General features: G+C 43.8%; 16 protein-coding genes. 9 read left to right on the top strand and 7 right to left on the bottom strand.

Going from position 1 to position 18,606, the window contains the following annotated elements:
* Positions 1–224: hypothetical protein (locus IM515_RS20645; RefSeq protein ID WP_287629200.1), on the top strand; the 224-nt coding region annotated here is incomplete at its 5' end.
* A gap of 228 nt (positions 225–452) precedes the next feature.
* Positions 453–2,468: a BRCT domain-containing protein gene (locus tag IM515_RS20640; protein ID WP_287629199.1), complete on the top strand. Its 2,016-nt coding sequence runs from the start codon at positions 453–455 to the stop codon at positions 2,466–2,468.
* On the opposite strand, the gene IM515_RS20635 is transcribed toward IM515_RS20640, so the two are convergent.
* Positions 2,460–2,651, bottom strand: a complete 192-nt coding sequence (locus IM515_RS20635; RefSeq protein ID WP_287698164.1) for a hypothetical protein — start codon at positions 2,649–2,651, stop codon at positions 2,460–2,462. The genes IM515_RS20640 and IM515_RS20635 overlap by 9 nt on opposite strands.
* Between IM515_RS20635 and IM515_RS20630 the strand changes: the two genes are divergently transcribed.
* Complete coding sequence (locus IM515_RS20630; RefSeq protein WP_287629198.1) at positions 2,643–3,521, top strand: NAD(P)-dependent oxidoreductase; 879 nt, start codon at positions 2,643–2,645, stop codon at positions 3,519–3,521. The two genes, IM515_RS20635 and IM515_RS20630, sit on opposite strands and share 9 nt — an antisense overlap.
* Here the strand turns inward: IM515_RS20630 and IM515_RS20625 are convergent.
* From IM515_RS20625 to ribD, 4 genes are all read right to left on the bottom strand, one after another.
* The gene (locus tag IM515_RS20625; RefSeq protein ID WP_002744294.1) at positions 3,518–3,868 is read right to left on the bottom strand and encodes a 4a-hydroxytetrahydrobiopterin dehydratase; all 351 of its coding nucleotides are present in this window, start codon (positions 3,866–3,868) and stop codon (positions 3,518–3,520) included. The genes IM515_RS20630 and IM515_RS20625 overlap by 4 nt on opposite strands.
* Before the next feature lie 189 nt (positions 3,869–4,057).
* The gene (locus IM515_RS20620; RefSeq protein ID WP_002797158.1) at positions 4,058–5,560 is read right to left on the bottom strand and encodes a DEAD/DEAH box helicase; all 1,503 of its coding nucleotides are present in this window, start codon (positions 5,558–5,560) and stop codon (positions 4,058–4,060) included.
* Between the two features lie 475 nt (positions 5,561–6,035).
* Positions 6,036–8,009, bottom strand: coding sequence for a molecular chaperone HtpG (gene htpG, locus IM515_RS20615; RefSeq protein ID WP_287629203.1), 1,974 nt, complete (start codon positions 8,007–8,009; stop codon positions 6,036–6,038).
* Positions 8,010–8,247: 238 nt separating this feature from the next.
* Positions 8,248–9,345: a bifunctional diaminohydroxyphosphoribosylaminopyrimidine deaminase/5-amino-6-(5-phosphoribosylamino)uracil reductase RibD gene (gene ribD / locus IM515_RS20610; protein WP_287629196.1), complete on the bottom strand. Its 1,098-nt coding sequence runs from the start codon at positions 9,343–9,345 to the stop codon at positions 8,248–8,250.
* A gap of 532 nt (positions 9,346–9,877) precedes the next feature.
* On the opposite strand from ribD, the gene IM515_RS20605 reads away from it, so the two are divergent.
* Positions 9,878–11,314 carry an ammonium transporter gene (locus tag IM515_RS20605; protein ID WP_287629195.1) on the top strand — a complete coding sequence of 479 codons (1,437 nt, stop codon included), beginning with the start codon at positions 9,878–9,880 and terminating at the stop codon, positions 11,312–11,314.
* 174 nt (positions 11,315–11,488) lie between these two features.
* Positions 11,489–12,913 (top strand): ammonium transporter, encoded by a 1,425-nt coding sequence (locus IM515_RS20600; RefSeq protein WP_287629194.1) that lies wholly within the window; start codon positions 11,489–11,491, stop codon positions 12,911–12,913.
* Positions 12,914–13,187: 274 nt separating this feature from the next.
* Here IM515_RS20600 and IM515_RS20595 read toward each other — a convergent pair whose 3' ends face one another.
* Entirely contained in the window at positions 13,188–14,126 is a 939-nt protein-coding gene (locus IM515_RS20595; RefSeq protein ID WP_287629201.1) for a glycosyltransferase family 2 protein, read from the bottom strand.
* Positions 14,127–14,326: 200 nt separating this feature from the next.
* Positions 14,327–15,196 carry an alpha/beta fold hydrolase gene (locus IM515_RS20590; RefSeq protein ID WP_287629193.1) on the bottom strand — a complete coding sequence of 290 codons (870 nt, stop codon included), beginning with the start codon at positions 15,194–15,196 and terminating at the stop codon, positions 14,327–14,329.
* A 160-nt stretch (positions 15,197–15,356) separates the two neighbouring features.
* Between IM515_RS20590 and IM515_RS20585 the strand changes: the two genes are divergently transcribed.
* From IM515_RS20585 to IM515_RS20570, 4 genes are all read left to right on the top strand, one after another.
* Positions 15,357–16,274 carry a histone deacetylase family protein gene (locus IM515_RS20585; RefSeq protein WP_190722300.1) on the top strand — a complete coding sequence of 306 codons (918 nt, stop codon included), beginning with the start codon at positions 15,357–15,359 and terminating at the stop codon, positions 16,272–16,274.
* 115 nt (positions 16,275–16,389) lie between these two features.
* The gene (locus IM515_RS20580) at positions 16,390–17,583 is read left to right on the top strand and encodes a Coenzyme F420 hydrogenase/dehydrogenase, beta subunit C-terminal domain (RefSeq protein ID WP_024970773.1); all 1,194 of its coding nucleotides are present in this window, start codon (positions 16,390–16,392) and stop codon (positions 17,581–17,583) included.
* A 373-nt stretch (positions 17,584–17,956) separates the two neighbouring features.
* Positions 17,957–18,169, top strand: a complete 213-nt coding sequence (locus IM515_RS20575; protein ID WP_002749012.1) for a type II toxin-antitoxin system HicB family antitoxin — start codon at positions 17,957–17,959, stop codon at positions 18,167–18,169.
* The gene (locus IM515_RS20570; RefSeq protein WP_002748708.1) at positions 18,169–18,393 is read left to right on the top strand and encodes a type II toxin-antitoxin system HicA family toxin; all 225 of its coding nucleotides are present in this window, start codon (positions 18,169–18,171) and stop codon (positions 18,391–18,393) included. The genes IM515_RS20575 and IM515_RS20570 overlap by 1 nt, the downstream gene beginning before the upstream one ends.
* The last annotated feature ends 213 nt before the right edge of the window (positions 18,394–18,606 follow it).

The following is an 18,606-nucleotide window of genomic DNA, read 5'->3' as shown; positions in this document are numbered from 1 at the left end:
CTGACATAAGAAGATTCTTCAAGATTGAGAAGTCTAGTCCCATTCTAGCGACTTGGCGGAGAAGAAATGTCCCTAGCTTCTCATCCGTGTTTTTTCAATTAATTATTGACTATCAACTAATCAGCGATCGCAGTTCAAGGGTAAGGGGTCAAAGGTCAAAAGGCGATCGCGGTCAATGGATAATTATCAACTATAGCTCCTGCGGCCATGGGCTACTATTTTGAGCATCAGGAAGAAATTGACCTGGAAATCACCCAAGAACTGGATCAGATACAAGTTAGCATGACGCGAATAGCTAAATCACCTTTTTACACTGGCAGAAAGAAGTGACTTTCCCCCCCTTCCCCCGAATGTACCCCGTAACTGATATAAGTAGAGATGTAGGTCTATAACCAAAATTGCCGCATCAGTTCGGTTAGGTGACTGTTTTTCGCTTGTCTAGGAGGGTAGATATGCTCAACGAATTAATTTATGAAGGATTAGGTTTAAGTGCTGTTTTCGGAGGACTATTCCTCTGGTCGCGCTCTGGTCTCGTCAGCAAAAATACCGCCCTTTTAGCCGCACAAGCGCAATTACAGCAAAGTAACGCAGATTTGTTGGTTCAAGTCAAGGGTTTAGACGTGGCGCAATCAGACTTAAAAGACGAAAATCAGCAGTTGCACGCCAAGATAATTCACATAGAACAACATTCCGCCCAATTACAGTATAAAGCTACGGATTTAGAAAATTCTCTCCAGTCCCTCCAGCAAGCTGTGCAGATAGGTGAGAGTGAAATCGAACAACTGAAAACCACCGCTAAGGACATAGAAGCGGAGAAAGCTGGTTTGATGGAGAAGTTAGAGGCAGAAAAAGCCCAAATTACTAGCCTAGAGGCACAGATTCAAACTTTAGAGCAGCAAAAAGGTGAAATTAACCGTCAATTTGATTTGACCAAAAAACAGACCACCTCTCTCTATAGTCAAATTCAGACCCTAGAACAGGATAAAGCTCTCTTACAGCAAGATATAGAAAAAGCCGAGGAATTAAAGGCGAAAGTGGCCGATTTAGAGCATAAAAATCAAGAATTAAGCGATTTAGCCGCCCAAATTCCCAGCTTGCAAGGTCAAATTCAAACCCTAGAACAGAATCTGGCTCACCAAACAGAACAGTATGAGCAAGGACAGCAAGAAATAGCCAGCTTACAGGGTCAAATTAGCGGGTTAGAACAGGAAAAAAAGTCTCTCAGCGAAGATTTAGCCGCAAGTCAAACTCGATCGCTCTCTTTAGGCCAAGAATGCGACAATTTAACTATAAAACTCCAAGAAACCGTCGCTCAAGTGGCGGCTATAACCGACGAAAAGGACAGTCTCGGCGCTCGTCTCGAAGCAGCTAAACTGGAGTTACAAGCTTTGGAAGTCCAGAAAGGGGAATTATCGGCAGAATTAACCACTGCTGCCGAAAAAATTGCTGATTTAGAAGGGCAATTACAGGAATTAACCCAGTTACCCCAACAATTGGCTGATTCTCAGGCAAAAATTGCTGATTTAGAAGGGCAATTACAGGAATTAACCCAGTTACCCCAACAATTGGTCGATTCTCAGGCAAAAATTGCTAATTTAGAAGGGCAATTACAGGAATTAACCCAGTTACCCCAACAATTAGCCGATTCTCAGGCAAAAATTGCTGATTTAGAAGGGGAATTACAGGAATTAACCCAGTTACCCCAACAGTTAGAAACCTATCGGGAAAATATTGCCAATTTAGAGATTCAACTACACCAATTAAGTGCCGAAAAAGACCAATTAGAAGCCACAACTTCCCGTCATATCGAGGAATTAAGCCAACAAAATCGCCAAATAACTCAAGATTTAGAAGTCCAAAAAACGGCAGCTAAAGCTTTAGAAAAGGAAAAAATTAAGTTTGAGGGTGAGTTAACAACTAAGCAAGAAAAAATCGCCGCTTTAGAGGTTCAAATTCAAAACCTACAACAAGAAAGAGACGATTTCTCTCGACAAACTGCCCCTATTACTACTAATGAACCGGAAGCAATTATTAGCGAGACTCCGGTAGTAGAAGAACCGGAAACTCCCCCGGTGATTGCCGAGGAAACTCCGGTAGTAGAAGAACTGGAAACCCCCCCGGTGATTGCCGAGGAGACTCCTGTGGTGACAGCAGAAAAAATCACGGTTGCCGATACAAGTTTAGAAGTGCAACCCGCAGCAAAGATAGTCCAGACGAGTCAAGAATCCGCAGAAAATCCCCTAAGAGGAAAAACCGTAGTTATACTAGGAACCTTCAGCCAAATCAGTCGCGAGAAAGCGAAATCATTGATTATTAATGTCGGTGGTACTGTTACCGGTTCCCCCAGTGCGAATACTGATTATATTCTCCTCGGTAAAGCTCCCGGTGAGAAACTCAAAAAGGCTCAAAAATTAGGCATTAAAACCCTTTCAGAAGCCCAATTTCTGCAAATGGTAGAATTACTTTAGCCGTCGGTCGTCGGTCGTCAGGTGATAGGGTGATAGGGTTTTGGGGTGATAGGGTGATGAGACAGCTTCCCCACTTCCCCACTTCCCCACTTCCCCACTTCCCCACTTCCCCACATCCCCACATCCCCACATCCCCACATCCCCACACCTCCCTTTCCATTGATTACGAAAATTATGAGTCAAAAAATTGCCTTTTTAGGATTAGGAGTGATGGGAGCGCCGATGACGGCTAATCTTGTCCGTCAGGGTTTTGCTGTCAATGCTTGGAATCGTACCCCAGAAGCGCCGGGGATAACCATTGCTGGGGCAGCTGGTGCGAACATTTGTTCTAATATTGCCGCCGCCGTCAGGGATGCCGAGATTGTCTTTACCTGCGTCGGGGATGTGCCTGACGTGGAAGCGGTAATTTTGGGACCGGGGGGTGTCGTGGAATCGGCAGCGGTGGGAACTCTGGTGGTGGATATGAGTACCATTGGCTCTCAAGCCGCTAGGATGATTGGTAAAAAGCTAGAGGAAAATAATCTCCGTTTTCTCGATGCTCCCGTCTCTGGGGGCGATATTGGGGCGAAAAACGGCACTTTAACTATTATGGTGGGGGGGAAAGAAGCGGATTTTCAGACTTGTCTGCCCTGTTTTCAAGCCATGGGTAAAACTATTCGCTGGTGTGGCGAAATTGGCAACGGACAAGCGGTAAAACTCTGTAATCAAGTCTTGGGGGCAGTTCACATGGTGGCGCTGTGTGAGGCTCTAAAAATGGCAAAAATTCAAGGATTAGACCCCAATTTAGTCATAGAAGTCTGTAAAACGGGGGCGGCAGGTTCTTGGGCGTTGGAAAATTTGGGACCAAAAATCCTCGCCCAAGATTTACAGCCAGCTTTTATGATTGAACATATCTTAAAAGATTTGCGATTAGTCAAAGAAACTGCCCAGACAGCCGGGGAAATTCTGCCCGGGACAGATTTAGCAGAAGCTTTATTTAAAGTAGTAGCAGAATTGGACGAAGGCAAGGGAATTAAACAGGGAACCCAAGCGATGATTCGCGCCTATGATTAAGCATTTTGTTGGCGATAAATATCATCGGTACGGGCAGCCATGATGAAGTCATTTTGATGTAATCCCCCCACGTCATGAGTCCACCAAGAAACGGTAACTTTACCCCATTCTGTCAATAAAGCGGGGTGATGGCCTTCTTTTTCCGCCGCTTCTCCCACGGCATTAGTAAAGGCGATTGCCCCTTGAAAATTGGCAAATTTATAGAGTTTTTGCAGACGGGGAATCCCCTCGTATTCTAAGAGATTCCAATCGGGAATTTTAGCCTGTAAAGCGGTAATTTCCTCGGCAGTGATAGGAGAAGAACCCGATTGATAAGGTTGACATTTTTGTTGAGCAAGTTCGGTCATAGGGGTATCAATTAAGATTTTTTAAGTAAGTAGTTATAATTAAATTGAAGATAGATTTTGCCTCTGATCCCCCCTTGATAAGGGGGGTGCCGATCCCCCCTGCCCTACCTTGATAAGGGGGGTATCTGACAACTTTTAACACCTACCTACTTACCTTTATTATAGAGGAAAATACCCCAGAGAAATTTTCTATTCTTCCTCTGACTCTGGAGAACTTACCCAAGGGGTAGAAGATTCGGCAGCTTTCGGGAAAGAAAAAGATTTTTTTGGAGGAGAAGGCAATAATTCCAATTGTCGATTACCGGTTTTATAGCTAGTTTTATTTTTCTGCTCTCCCCGTCGTCGTTGGGAGGTTTTTTCCTCTGTCGTATTTTCGGCTATCACTTCATACAAAATCGCCCGTTTATCCTCTTGTTGGCCTTTTCTTAAAACCCGTCCCAAACGCTGAATATATTCCCTCGTGGAACCGGTTCCCGATAAAATAATCGCGATGCGTGCTTCCGGCACATCAACCCCTTCATTAAGAACATGGGAAGTCACCAGAATTTTGTATTCTCCCTGACGAAAACGGGTCAGGATTTCATGGCGTTCTTTCACGGGAGTTTGATGGGTTATGGCAGGTATTAAAAAGCTCTCGGAAATGCGGTAAACTGTGGCATTATCGTTGGTAAAAATTAAAATTGGTTCCGGATGGTGTTCACAGATTAACTCGGCTAAAACCCGCAATTTTCCCTGGGTTCCGGAGGATATTTCCTTCGACTCCCGGTGGGCCAACATGGCCCGGCGCCCTTCGCTACTTCTGGCACTAATCATGACAAAATTTTGCCAACCATCTAAACCAGACAAACTGAGATTATTTTTTCTTAAAAAATCATTGCGAATTTTAATTGCTTCTTGATATTTTTCCTGTTCTTTGGCAGATAGTTTCACTTTAATTTGAATTATTTCATGATCCGCTAGGGCTTTTCCTGACAAGTCTTGGGGACTTTTTTGATAAACAATTGCACCAATAAGATAATCTAAATCTTGATGACTACCATCACCGCGATCCGGTGTTGCTGTTAAGCCTAAACGATAGGGTGCGATCGAATCTTCCGCTATTTTCCGAAAGAAATCCGATGGTAAATGATGACATTCATCAAAAATTAAAAAAGCGTAACGATTGCCAAGAGTTTCTGAATAAATTGCCGCACTTTGATAAGTGGCGATTAAAATAGCACTATTATCCTTAGAACCTCCCCCTAATAATCCCACCTCGGCATCGGGAAAAGCCGCCAACATCTGGGCATACCACTGGTGCATTAAATCAATAGTCGGCACGATAATTAAGGTGCTGCGGGGAGTCGATTGTAGAGCTAATTGGGCAAGATAGGTTTTACCAGCAGCGGTGGGAAGGACGATAACACCCCTTCTCTGGGATTTTTTCCAAGCGATTAACGCTTCCGTTTGGTGGGGGTAGGGTTCCCGTTCAAAACTGGCAATTAATTCTAAATTGTTGAAAGCTTTTGCTTCATCTTGGAAGTTAATGCCCTCCTCCTGTAGGGTTTCCACGAGAGGACGATAATGAATGGCCAAAATGCGAAATCTTTCGATACGATCATCCCAAGTGGCAAAATCTAGCCATTTTTTCCCTTTTGGTGGTGGATGGAGAATTAAGGTTCCTCGCTCATATTTGAGGGTGGGTAAGCGCATTTTTCAGTTATCAGTTATCAGTAAACAGTTATCAGTTATCAGTAAACAGTTATCAGTAAACAGTTAAGCTAAGACGCATTTAAACCGCTTATTCTTAGATTAGCCGAACCCCCCCAATCCCTTTACTGTTGCCTTTTGCCTCTTGCCTTTTGCCTCGTCTCAACAAGCAATTTAAATTACGAACAGCTTATCAGTAAACAGTAAACAGTATAAGTGAACTGAAAACTTACATCTGATAACTGATAACTTATTCAAGGCTGATGGCTTATATTTATCTAAGGGAGGACTTACGCCCTACGCCTCTACAGAAAAACTAATGCGGGGTAATGTAGGGGCGCAATGCTTGCGCCCAAAATGTAAAATTTACGAACACTTTACACCATGATGTCAAGAGAGCCAATTTATCTTGTTAAAAAAATAGAGTGTGAATTAACACACTCTCAGCATATCGGAACAGTCAAAGTTTGGCAATAGATTAAATCTTTTCGGTTAGTTTAGTCAGAACGCGATTGGAACGTTCCACAAAAGCTTGCATTCCCTCAGCATCAAATCCTTTTTGAGCGATTAAAGCTAAATCATAAACGTGCTGACAGAGCATTTTCGCTAATTGCGCCGATGGAGATTCGCCACTACCAGTAACAATACTTCCCTGACTAATCTGGACAATCTGTTGAATTAAGGGATGATTAGTATTAATCATCAGAATATGTTCTTCGGGGAAAGCCATGGCTTTTTGTTGCATCATTGCCGTCATTTCCTGTAAGCGTCGCATCGCTTCTGGAAGTAAGACAATTGCTGGGGGAGTACCTTGGGGATCATCAGATTTCAAGGCTTCAGTTTTGATATTGATGCGGGAATTATCGAGAGCTTTGGCGAAGATTTCTTTGATTAATTCAGCCCGGGTTTTATTACTGGCGGGATCGATAATTTCACTAGCTTGATCCTGTTCGAGCAGTGTCGAGTCTAATTCAGAATCAACCCGGGTGAATTTCACATCAGAGTATTCTCTTTCTAGGAAAGGAATAAAGTAATTAGTATCGATGAAAGAATCAAAGAAGAGGATTTCTAACCCTTGATTTTTGTAGAGTTCAACGTAGGTGGATTGGCTACGAGGATCGGTACAGTAAAAAACTCGATTTTCGTGGCGTTCTTTATGGCGTTCTAGGTAGGCTTTGAGAGTAGTATAACCTTCCTGTTCGATCGCTTCTAGGGGAGTTTTCGCCGTTGTTTCTTGCCATGCGTCACCTTCGGCGGTTTGCACTTCCACTTGTACCGCAGTTTCTGGGAGTTTGTAGGTAGTGCGATAGATTAAAATATCTTCTACCTGCTGTTTAAATTTATCCTCTTTTAAGGAACCAAATTTAATAAAAGTTCCCACATCTTCCCAACAACGAATATATTCTTTTGCGTCTTCATTGTAGAGAGATTTGAGGCGATCAGCAATTTTTTTGGCAATAAAATCGGCAATACGGCGAACGGTGCGATCTTTGGTTAAAGCACTTCGAGACACATTTAAAGGAATATCTGGACTATCGATAACTCCTCGCAAGGGGATCAGGAAATCGGGAATAATTTCCTCACAATGATCGCTGACAAAAACCTGATTACAGAATAACTTTAATTGTCCTTTTGAGACATCCACATCCGGTCTGAGTTTGGGAAAATAAAGAATGCCATTGAGCAAGAAAGGATAATCGGTATTCAGATGTACCCAGAGTAAAGGTTCTTCTTGGAAAGGATAGAGATAACGATAGAATTCTAGGTAGTCTTCTTTAGTCAGATTTTGAGGAGATTCTTTCCATAAAGCCCGTTGTTGATTAATCACTTCCCCATCAATTTTAATGGGAACGGGCATAAAATCTGAGTAGGTTTTGACTAACTGGCGAATGCGGGCAGGTTCTAAATATTCCCCTTCCTCATCCATTAAAGTTAGGGTGATAGTGGTGCCGATTTGGCTGCGGGAAGAATCGGTTAATTCAAACTCGGGAGAACCATCACAAGACCAATGGACAGGGGTAGCACCTTCTTGATAGGAAAGAGTATCAATTTCTACCTTTTTAGCCACCATAAAAGCCGAATAAAAACCTAGTCCAAAATGACCGATTAAATCGTTGGCTGATTTTTGGTATTTATTGATAAATTCTTCCGCACTGGAAAAGGCAACTTGGTTAATATATTTCTTGATTTCTTCCGCCGTCATCCCGATACCGTTATCGGTAATTGATAGGGTACGATTTTCTTTGTCGATGGCGAGATTAATTTCTGGTTCGGGGACTTCTCCTCTCGCTTCTCCTGCTAAGGAAGCCATTTTTAATTTCGAGATGGCATCAACACTATTAGATATCAATTCCCGCAGAAAAATTTCATGGTCAGTGTAGAGGGATTTTTTGATAATAGGGAAGATATTCTCGGTATGAATCGTGATATTACCTTTTTCGAGTACCGTCATACGTTCAATCACTAAGGGCTTGACTATTCTAACTTTTTTATTCTGCTCGATAATGGCAGCATTGATCACAGAGCGATTGCCCAACTTCCTCTAGGGGGATAACCGTACCGATCAAGGGATTTGACGGCAGCGGGGCGATTTCTAGAACTCGATCGCAAAAATCGGGGTTATTGATGACTTTTTGACTTTTGCAAGCGGTTGGTTGAGATTTGCCGATTGAGGGGGAATTGCAGTAGCTCTACTTTTCACTTTGTAGATATCCCTCAATCAAAATATCGGGATTGAGATAATTAACCGTGACATTTTCTAACTGTAAAGCTTGGCTCATTAACTGGAAACCTAAATCACCCACGGCAGTAGGTGCATTAATTCCCCCGATGATTTTGGGCGCAATAAAAGCGATAATTTTTTGTACCATGCCCTCAGCGATCGCAGCTGCGCTTAAACCGCCGCCGCACTCCCACAAAACCTGACAAAATCCCCTTTGATCAAGATTTTCCATCACTAAAGTGGGTGTCACCTCGGTTAGTTCGATCACTTCCACGCCTTTTGTTAATAATTGTTGCTTAAGCTTGACATTAGAATCAATTTGTGTATAAACAAGGGTGGGAAATTGACTGGTATCCCAAAGATGAGCGGAGGGGGGTAAATCGAGCGATCGAGTCATGACCACGCGCAGGGGATTATGATCAGAGAGGCCGTGAGTGGTTAGGTGGGGATTATCTTGACGGACAGTGCTACCGCCGACGATAATCGCATCACAGGCCGATCGCAGTTGATGGACTATTTGGCGAGAAGCGGGGCTAGTAATCCAAGCGCTATGACCGCTAGTAGCGGCAATTTTGCCATCGAGAGTCATGGCATATTTGAGGATACCGAAGGGTTTTTTAGTGGTGATGCGATGGATAAAACCCTGATTGAGTTGACGACATTCGGACTCCTCCACTCCCACCAGCGTCTCGATGCCTGCCGATGCTAGTCTTTGAATGCCTTTCCCCGCCACCAGGGGATTAGGATCGATCATCCCTACCACCACTTTTTTAATGCCTGCTCGCACAATTGCCTCGCTACAGGGGGGAGTACGTCCATAGTGGTTACAGGGTTCGAGATTGACGTATAAAGTGGCACCACGGGCTTTTTCTGCTGCCTGTCTCAGGGCGAAAACTTCTGCATGGGGTTGTCCGGCCCCCGGGTGAAAACCTTCGCCGATAATTATACCCTCTTGAACAATCACAGAACCCACCAAAGGATTAGGAGAAGTCCGCCCCAAGGCTTGCCTAGCAAGGGTTAGACATCTTTGCATCATTTTGCGATCGAATTCCGTTGCCCGGGCCATGGTTTATTTCTCCAAAGGAGGGGAAACTTTATCAGTGATCAGTAATCAGTGATCAGTGATCAGTGGGAATTATAAATTATAAATTATGAATTGGGAGATGGGGGTGATGAGGTGATGAGGTGATGGGGTGTGGGGTGTGGGGTGGTCACTTCGTGCGCGTTGCGGGGGGTAGTGGGGTAGTGGGGCATTTGGCTGAAATTTCCCTAAACCCCTAAACCCCTAAATTCCTAAACCCCTAAATCCCTATATCCCCTTTCTAACTGATAACTGATAACTGATAACTGATAACTTCTTTGCTATTGCTATTTTAAAGTGAAACGTATCAGAGGATACAGAAATCTCAAATAAAAAAAAACAAAGATCAAAAAACATTGACTACTCACACCCCAAGATAAATCCCTAGGTGTTTGGTCTTCTGAAATGATTGACCCCTGTTCCTAGGATTTAGCGGTTGAACGGACATAATTGCTCGGTAATTATTTTCAACAGTAATGAATCGACCTACTAACTCAAAAAAGTAAACGAATTAACGATGAAACGAATTGCTCGAAAATCTGGGGAACTTGTCGGTTTGTTACCGAAAATTAACCCTGTCTGGTTAGCCTGTGTTCCTTTGTCCGCGATTATTTTCGTGGTTTGGAACACAGCCGTACAGGCCCAAGATGCGAAACCCCTAACCCCCGAAGATGTCCAAAACGCCCTTAATACAATCTGGGTTTTAATTGCCGCCATCCTCGTGATCTTTATGAACGCGGGTTTTGCGATGCTAGAAACGGGATTCTGTCGCCAGAAAAACGCCGTTAACGTTCTCGCCAAAAACCTGATCGTTTTCGCCCTCTCCACCATATCATTTTGGGCGATCGGTTTCTCCCTGATGTTTGGGTCTGTCAGTAACGAATTTTTCGGTACAGGAGGATGGTTCCTCAGCAGTAGCGATCCCGCCACCTACGCCATGCCGAAATATTTGCCCACCTCGGTGTTTTTCCTGTTCCAAGTCGCTTTCGCGGGAACGGCGGCAACGATTGTATCTGGGGCCGTGGCAGAACGGATTAAATTCGTCGATTTCCTGGTTTTTAGCTTAATTATCGTCGGTATCATGTACCCGATCACCGGTCACTGGGTTTGGGGTGGCGGTTGGTTAGCTGACCTTGGTTTTAAAGACTTCGCCGGTTCGACGGTGGTTCACTCGGTCGGTGGTTGGTCTGCTTTAACCGGGGCGGCAATTCTCGGCCCGAGAATGGGTAAATATATCAACGGTCGCACCAGTGCCTTACCCGGCCATAACATGAGTATCGCGACCTTGGGTTGTTTAATTCTCTGGATTGGCTGGTTTGGTTTTAACCCCGGTTCTGCTTTAGCGGTTAATGAAACTGTTCCCTATATCGCTGTCACCACTAACCTCGCCGGGGCTGCGGGCGGCATTGCCGCTACCTTTACCGCTTGGGCAAAAGATGGTAAACCCGACCTTTCGATGATTATTAACGGTATTCTGGCCGGTTTAGTAGCCGTTACTGCTGGTTGTGATGGTGTATCCTATTGGTCGGCGGCAATCATCGGTTTAATTGCCGGTGTGGTCGTGGTTTACTCGGTGGCTTTCTTCGATAACCTGAAAATTGATGACCCGGTGGGTGCGACTTCCGTTCACCTCGTCTGTGGTGTGTTTGGAACTTTAGCCGTGGGTATCTTCAATAAAGATGCGGGTTTAATCACCGGTCAATTGCAACTGTTTATTAACCAAATTATCGGAATTGTGGCAGTAGGGGCATTTACCGTGATTGTTAGTGGTATTGTTTGGACAATCCTCAAGGCTACCCTCGGTATTCGTGTTACTCCCGAAGAAGAATTAGAAGGTCTGGATGTGGGTGAACACGGGATGGAAGCCTATAGCGGTTTCGTCAAGGAGTCCGATATCGTTGCCGGTGGCTATTATGCTTCTACTGTTGACATGGAAACGCCTAGCACTCGTTAGGGTAAACCTTATAAAGATAGATTAATTGATCCCCGACAAAGTTAAAGAGAAAAGGAAGAAGGCCTCGCCCTGATGCGATCGGTGGCTATAATTGCCTTCTAAACCTTTTCTCTTTCGGTTTTTGTCTCTTTCCAGACAGAAAAAAATAATCTTGCTACTAACCACCAACCGACAATGAAAAAGATCGTAGGAATAACCATACTTTTGCTGGGACTGGGATTCAATTGCGGAGTTGCCCCGGTTTTTGCGGAAACCATCGCCGCCGCTCCCCCCAATCCGATTAGTTCTGGGGATACCGCTTGGATGCTGATCTCCTCAGCTTTAGTTTTATTAATGACCCCCGGACTGGCTTTTTTTTATGGGGGTTTAGTGCGTTCCCGTAACGTCCTCAACACCATGATGATGAGTTTGGTGGCCATGGGTGTCATCGGTGTAACTTGGGTGCTTTGGGGTTATAGTCTCGCTTTTGATGTTACCCCGGGTAAAAGTGGCTTTGGGGAAGGAATTGAAGCTTTTATCGGTGGTCTGGATTGGGTTTTTCTCAACGGTGTCACGGCCACCGCGCCCGATAGCACCGGCTATGCTCCCACGGTTCCCCATCAAGTGTTTATGGTCTATCAGATGATGTTCGCCATCATCACCCCAGCTTTGATTTCGGGGGCGATCGTAGAACGGGTCAACTTTAAGGCCTATTTTTGGTTTTTACTGCTTTGGTCCACCTTTATCTATTCTCCCCTAGCTCACTGGGTTTGGGGTAAGGGTTGGTTAGCAGCTACTGGAGCGCTGGATTTCGCCGGTGGAACCGTTGTTCACATCAGTTCTGGGATTTCCGCGCTGGTGGCCGCTTGGGTAATCGGTCCGCGGCGTAGTTTTGGTACCCAAACCTATGCACCCCATAATGTGCCGTTTGTTCTCCTAGGTATCGGTTTACTCTGGTTCGGTTGGTTTGGTTTTAATGGTGGTAGCGCACTTTCCTCTAGTTCCCTAGCCACGACAGCTTTTGTTAATACCAGTATCGCCGCTTCGGCTGGGGGTTTGACATGGATGCTGATAGAATGGATTTTACGGGGTAAACCGACAGCAATCGGTATTGCTAGTGGATTTTTGGGGGGATTAGTGGGTATTACTCCCGCTGCCGGTTTTGTTCTACCCATCGGTGCGATTCTGATTGGTTCGATCACTGCCCTTACCTGTTTTTTTGCGGTTAGTCTCCGGGCAAAATTGCGCTTTGATGACTCTTTGGATACCTATCCTGTCCATGGTGTGGGTGGGACGGTAGGGGCAATCCTTACGGGGGTTTTTGCCACTAAATCGGTTAATTCCTTCGGTAATGACGGTTTACTATTTGGCAACCCCGGCTTAGTCTGGACGCAATTTGTTGGCGTTGCTGCCACTTATATCTTTGCTGCCGTGGGTACTTTCGTCATCCTGAAAGTTCTCAGTTTATTCATGGATTTGCGGGTTAAACCGAATACGGAGGCAGAAGGGTTAGATGTGCCTCAACACGGAGAGGAAGCCTACGGACAGGAATTCGAGTTTGGTAGCAGCTTTTCCTACCAAGAAAATCCTCCCGCCACAAATCCGCAAGAAAATTATTAGCGATTTAATCAGCTATCGATCCAGCCAACAGAGGCGAAATTTCGTCTCTGTGAAACTGGGCTAAAAAATTCCGTTTTTGGTCGTCTTGTCTCTGTCACCGGGGATTGTGATCCTGTCCGTCGCTGGCAAAGAATGCTCGATCGTTATTGTGCGAAGATTCTCCGAGACCGAGAAACTCTCCGCCAAGGCTTAATGATTAGCGATCGCCAAGGCGGATCGAGTTTGATCCAGATGGGCAAAACAGCAAAAAATTACCGATTCTTACTGACAAGAATCAAGAAATTTGTAAGCCAGCTAACTCAGCAATTGTATAGGTGGGTCTGCCTTTAACTTCGTCGTAAATTCTACCGATATATTCTCCTAGTATTCCGATGCTAATTAGCTGTACAGAACCCAGAAAAAATATAGCGATCATAATCGTGGCAAAACCCGTGATCGGTGAGTTGGGCTGCTGTAAACGCCAATATAATACTAACAGAGCCATAATCAAAGATATCAGGGCAGAAAATAATCCTAGATAGGTGGCAAAACGTAAGGGGACACGGGAAAAAGATACTAGGCTATTAATAGCTAAAGATAATGATTTGCTAAAGGTATATTTTACTTCCCCGGCAAAGCGCGCATCCCGTTCAAATTTAACCGCAGTTTGTGGAAAGCCAATCCAAGCGCGCAACCCACGAATATAACGATTTCTTTCTGGGAGAGAATTTAATAGATCTACTACCTGACGATCCATTAAACAAAAGTCTCCTGTATCGGCGGGAATATCCACATCGGCTAGTCTTTTAAGCAAACGATAAAAGAGATAGGCCGTCAGTTTTTTAAACCAACTTTCTTGTTTTCTTTTGGTTCTTTGGGCATAAACTACTTGATACCCCTCTTGCCATTTTTCAATCATTTGGGGAATTAATTCGGGCGGATCTTGCAGGTCAGCATCTAAAACAATAATTACTTGTCCTCGGCAAAAATTAAGTCCAGCAGTTACCGCCGCTTGATGACCAAAATTGCGGGCGAAACTGATATAACATACTCGTGAATCAGCTTTGTGCAGTTCTCGCAGCAGTTTTAAGGAACTATCTTTACTACCATCATTTACTAGGATTAATTCTACCGCCCCATCTAAATTATTCATGATGGCACTCACCCGGCGATATAGTTCGGCAATAGTTTCTTCCTCGTTATAGATGGGGACAATCAGGGAATATTTTAGCATTTGCATAATAATATTTGATTGGTAATTGATTGAAAAAAATCGATTTAATCCCAGTTTTTTCCTCCTGTGTTTAATAATTATCTTAGGTTCAAGATTCTAACAGGAGTATAATTTTGTCAAAGTGAAACCCCGATTAGCTAACGATTTACCTCCTTTCTTCTGGCTCCTAACTCAGAGAATTTCGCTATCAATATCTTTACTTAGCCAAGAAACTCCTCGATCGCCTGTGCCGTATCTTCCGGTGCTTCTTCCGGTAAAAAATGACCACTGGCGATCGCCTGTCCGGTGACTTGATTAGCTCGCTGCTGCCAAAGAGCGATCACATCGTATTGACGTGCAATGAAACCTTTTTTTCCCCAAAGAACCAAGAGGGGAGAGGAAATTTTCCGGTCTAAATCCTGACGATCATGCTCTAAATCGATGGTAGCGGCGGCCCGATAATCGGCACAGGTGGCGGTTATCGTGCTTAAATCTCGAAAACAACGCCGATATTCCCCCAAAGCTTCCTCTGTAAAAGCGCTAAAATCTCGACCCCAACTTTGCAAGCAATGTTGCAGATAATAATCGGGATTAGCGGCGATCAGGGTTTCGGGAAAAGGGGAAGGCTGAATCAAGAAAAACCAATGATAGTAGGCAGTGGCAAAAGTTTTATCAGTCGCCTCGTACATCGCCATCGTTGGTGCTATATCGAGTAAAACGAGTTTTTTGACCTTTTCGGGAAAATCAAGGGCGAGACGGTGGGAAACTCGCGCCCCTCGATCGTGGCCGATTAGATAAAACTCCTGATAACCAAATTTTTCCATCAGCAACACCTGATCGAGGGCCATCACCCGCTTGCAGTAATTGCTAGAATCCTCTAGGGGTAAGGGTTTATCGCTATCCCCGTAGCCCCGCAGATCCGTGGCGATCACCGTAAAATTGGCCGCTAATCGGGGGACGATTTTATGCCACATTTGATGGGTTTGGGGATAACCATGGAGCAAAAGCAGCGGAAAACCGCGCCCACCTTTGATACCATTGATAGTAATGCCATTAACTTCTAGTTGAAATTTCCGAAAATTTGTCAGCATTTTTGCCTCCTGTCACCTTGGGGAAAGATAATTGCATCATCAGGTAAAAGTGACCCAATCAGTAAAGTTTTTTCACTATAGCTCCTCAAGCCGCTGCTTTTCTGGTAGATTAAAACCATTGGGTTGCTCAAAAATCAACGAGTTAAGCAGTAATTTGATTATGATCTCGATTATCTATTCCGATGAATTTCTCGATCACGATACAGGTATTTACCATCCCGAAAAAGCGGCGCGTTTAACGGCAATTGTCGGAGCTTTAAAACAAACAGAATGGCAGTCAAAATTAACATGGCATTTACCCACACCGATCGAAATTCGCGACGAAGTAATCCCTTTGATTAAACAAGTTCATAATCAAGATTATGTTGATATATTGCGGCGAATTTGTCAACAGGGTGGGGGAAGATTGGATGCAGATACTCCCGTTTCTGCCCGTAGTTACGATGTGGCGTTACTAGCGGTTAGTGGCTGGTTAGATGGAGTCGATCGAGTCTTATCCACCGGCGATCCTGCCTTTATTTTAGCCCGTCCTCCCGGACATCATGCCACTTCTAATTATGGCATGGGTTTCTGTCTGTTTTCTAATGCTGCTATTGCGGCTTATTATGCTTTAGAAAACAAAAGAGTGCAAAAAGTAGCGATTCTTGATTGGGACGTGCATCACGGCAATGGCACCCAGGATATAGTCGAAAATCATCCCCAGATTGCCTATTGTTCCCTCCATCAATTCCCCTTCTATCCCGGCACGGGAGAAGCGAGAGAAAAAGGTGAGTTTAATAATGTTTTGAATATTCCCTTATCGGCGGGAAGTACGATTAAAGATTATCAAGAACATTTTGAGGGGCAAGTCATACCTTTTCTGAAAAATTTTCAACCGGATTTAGTGATTGTTAGTGCTGGATATGATGCCAATCAAGCGGATCCTCTGGCGGGAATTTGTTTACACCCACAGGATTATGGAATTTTAACCAAATACCTCTTAACTCTCAATAAACCGCTGCTTTTCGGCTTAGAAGGTGGTTATGATTTAGAAGCTTTAGCGGCTTCCGTCGTCGCCACCTTAGAAGCTTTGCTCTGATCCTATTCCGGGTAATCGTTACATTTCTTTAAAAAGATTGCTAACAAAGTGATGGAATGCGGTAAGGTAAACGATCGATAGAAAAAAACCCTTGACCTAGTTGCCTTTTAAGATTATGAACTCGCTTGCGCCACACCTCAAAGCCAAAGCCCTCAAGCCCAATAGTCGTCGTCCTGCCAAAGAATTGTGTAGCGAGTGCGGACTTTGTGACACTTATTACATTCACTATGTTAAAGAAGCTTGTGCTTTTCTCAATCAACAAATCGCCGATTTAGAAGCAGCAGCACACGGCAAAAGTCGCGACTTAAATCAGGAAAATGATCTCTATTTTGGTGTTCATCAAGAGATGATGGCTGCCAAGAAAAAACAAGCTATTCCCGGGGCGCAATGGACAGGAATTGTCAGTACAATTGCCTGTGAAATGCTCAATCGTGGTTTAGTAGAAGGGGTGGTTTGTGTGCAGAATACCGCCGAGGATCGCTTTCAACCGCAACCGATTCTCGCCCGTACCACTGAAGAAATTCTCGCCGCTAAAGTTAATAAACCGACTCTTTCTCCCAATTTATCAGTCCTAGAAGAAATTGAAAAATCGGGCATGAAACGGTTATTAGTTATCGGAGTTGGTTGTCAAATTCAAGCCCTAAGAGCAGTAGAAAAAAAATTAGGCTTAGAAAAATTATATGTCTTAGGAACTCCCTGCGTCGATAATGTCACCCGCTCAGGACTACAAAAGTTTCTAGAAACTACCAGTCGTTCCCCAGAAACCGTGGTTCATTACGAATTTATGCAGGATTTTCGGGTACACTTTCAACACGAAGACGGCTCCATCGAAATGGTTCCTTTTTTTGGCTTAAAGACTAATAAGTTAAAAGATGTTTTTGCCCCTTCCTGTATGACTTGTTTTGATTACGTTAACTCCCTTGCCGATTTGGTTGTGGGCTATATGGGCGCACCTTTTGGCTGGCAATGGATTGTCGTTCGTAATGATACGGGCAAGGAAATGTTAGAGTTAGTTAAAGATCAATTAAATACCCAAGATGTTATGTCTAGTGGTGATAGAAAACAGGCTGTACAAAATAGCATTCCTGCCTATGATAAAGGTGTAACCTTGCCGATGTGGGCGGCAAAAATGATGGGAGTAGTAATTGAAAAAATTGGGCCTAAAGGTTTAGAATATGCTCGCTTTTCCATCGATTCTCACTTTACCCGTAATTACCTTTATGTTAAACGTAATTATCCTGAAAAATTAGCGGCTCATGTTCCTGAATATGCTAAAAAGATTGTGGAACAGTACAAATTGCCCGATTAATTAGGGTATGCTGAAAAAGTAGGGGCGCAGCATTCGGATAGGAAATCTACGGTTTCAACGATAGGTTATCGTCCGAATGCTTCGCCTCAAGTCAATGATAGGTGGTGCGTTACGACGGATTGTTAGCTTCAAGTCAAAGCAGAAATTTTTGCCGTCTAACGCACCCTACTGGACTAGGTAATAGGTGTAGGGGTAATTCATGAATTACCCCTACAATAGGCTACGTTTGTCTGGATGTTGTTAAATTTTCTCTTGACAAAGGCGACTTGACAGGATACTATATTCATAATGGAAAATCCGTGCGCCTACAGACCCTATTTTCAAGTCTCAATAATCGCTTAGATAGCGATAATTTTTTTAAGGATTGAGAACCATGAACCATCAAAGAGAGTTTTATGTTGTCATTGAACGAGATGAGGATGGATATTATGTTGGGGAAGTTCCTCAACTTCGGGGTTGTTACAGTCAAGGGGAAACGATTGATGAATTGATGAAGAATATCAGGGAAGTAATTGAACTTTGCTTGGAAGATGACAATCCTGAAGATGTATCGGAGTTTGTTGGAATTGAAAAGGTGTCTATATGATGCCAAAATTACCGGTAGTAACAGGTGATGAAGTTATCAAAGCTTTAACGAGAATAGGGTTTCAATCTATCCGACAAAAAGGAAGTCATCTGCGCTTAAAACATGAAGATGGAAGAGTTGTCACCGTACCGGTTCATCGGGGGAAAACTGTCGGGAAAGGATTACTCTTAAAAATTTTACGCGATGCTGAACTGACACAGGAAGAATTTATTCGTCTGCTGTAATTTCAATCTTGATTTAAGCTTAATGTCCCCGTTTTTCTGGATGTTGTCAAATTTTCTCTTGAAAGATAATAAGGCTCTACCGAATCTGTCATGCAAAACTATTAACAACTCATGCTTGTAAAGCTTGTACAGCAAGGCTTTGAGTTTTTGTTAGATTGATATTTATCAACTTTAGAGCATTGCTGGACAGAGAGGGAGCTTGGGGAATTTTCT

This window comes from Microcystis sp. M44BS1 (genome assembly GCF_020244875.1).
GTDB classification, from domain to species: domain Bacteria; phylum Cyanobacteriota; class Cyanobacteriia; order Cyanobacteriales; family Microcystaceae; genus Microcystis; species Microcystis panniformis.
This window is presented reverse-complemented; position numbering and strand designations above follow the sequence as displayed.

Excerpts from the sequence above, each read along its gene's own strand:
- IM515_RS20640 (WP_287629199.1), top strand. The coding sequence starts at position 453 with ATGCTCAACGAATTAATTTATGAAGGATTAGGTTTAAGTGCTGTTTTC.
- IM515_RS20630 (WP_287629198.1), top strand. The coding sequence starts at position 2,643 with ATGAGTCAAAAAATTGCCTTTTTAGGATTAGGAGTGATGGGAGCGCCG.
- IM515_RS20625 (WP_002744294.1), bottom strand. The coding sequence starts at position 3,868 with ATGACCGAACTTGCTCAACAAAAATGTCAACCTTATCAATCGGGTTCT.
- IM515_RS20620 (WP_002797158.1), bottom strand. The coding sequence starts at position 5,560 with ATGCGCTTACCCACCCTCAAATATGAGCGAGGAACCTTAATTCTCCAT.
- htpG (WP_287629203.1), bottom strand. The coding sequence starts at position 8,009 with ATGACGGTACTCGAAAAAGGTAATATCACGATTCATACCGAGAATATC.
- ribD (WP_287629196.1), bottom strand. The coding sequence starts at position 9,345 with ATGGCCCGGGCAACGGAATTCGATCGCAAAATGATGCAAAGATGTCTA.
- IM515_RS20605 (WP_287629195.1), top strand. The coding sequence starts at position 9,878 with ATGAAACGAATTGCTCGAAAATCTGGGGAACTTGTCGGTTTGTTACCG.
- IM515_RS20600 (WP_287629194.1), top strand. The coding sequence starts at position 11,489 with ATGAAAAAGATCGTAGGAATAACCATACTTTTGCTGGGACTGGGATTC.
- IM515_RS20595 (WP_287629201.1), bottom strand. The coding sequence starts at position 14,126 with ATGCTAAAATATTCCCTGATTGTCCCCATCTATAACGAGGAAGAAACT.
- IM515_RS20590 (WP_287629193.1), bottom strand. The coding sequence starts at position 15,196 with ATGCTGACAAATTTTCGGAAATTTCAACTAGAAGTTAATGGCATTACT.
- IM515_RS20585 (WP_190722300.1), top strand. The coding sequence starts at position 15,357 with ATGATCTCGATTATCTATTCCGATGAATTTCTCGATCACGATACAGGT.
- IM515_RS20580 (WP_024970773.1), top strand. The coding sequence starts at position 16,390 with ATGAACTCGCTTGCGCCACACCTCAAAGCCAAAGCCCTCAAGCCCAAT.
- IM515_RS20575 (WP_002749012.1), top strand. The coding sequence starts at position 17,957 with ATGAACCATCAAAGAGAGTTTTATGTTGTCATTGAACGAGATGAGGAT.
- IM515_RS20570 (WP_002748708.1), top strand. The coding sequence starts at position 18,169 with ATGCCAAAATTACCGGTAGTAACAGGTGATGAAGTTATCAAAGCTTTA.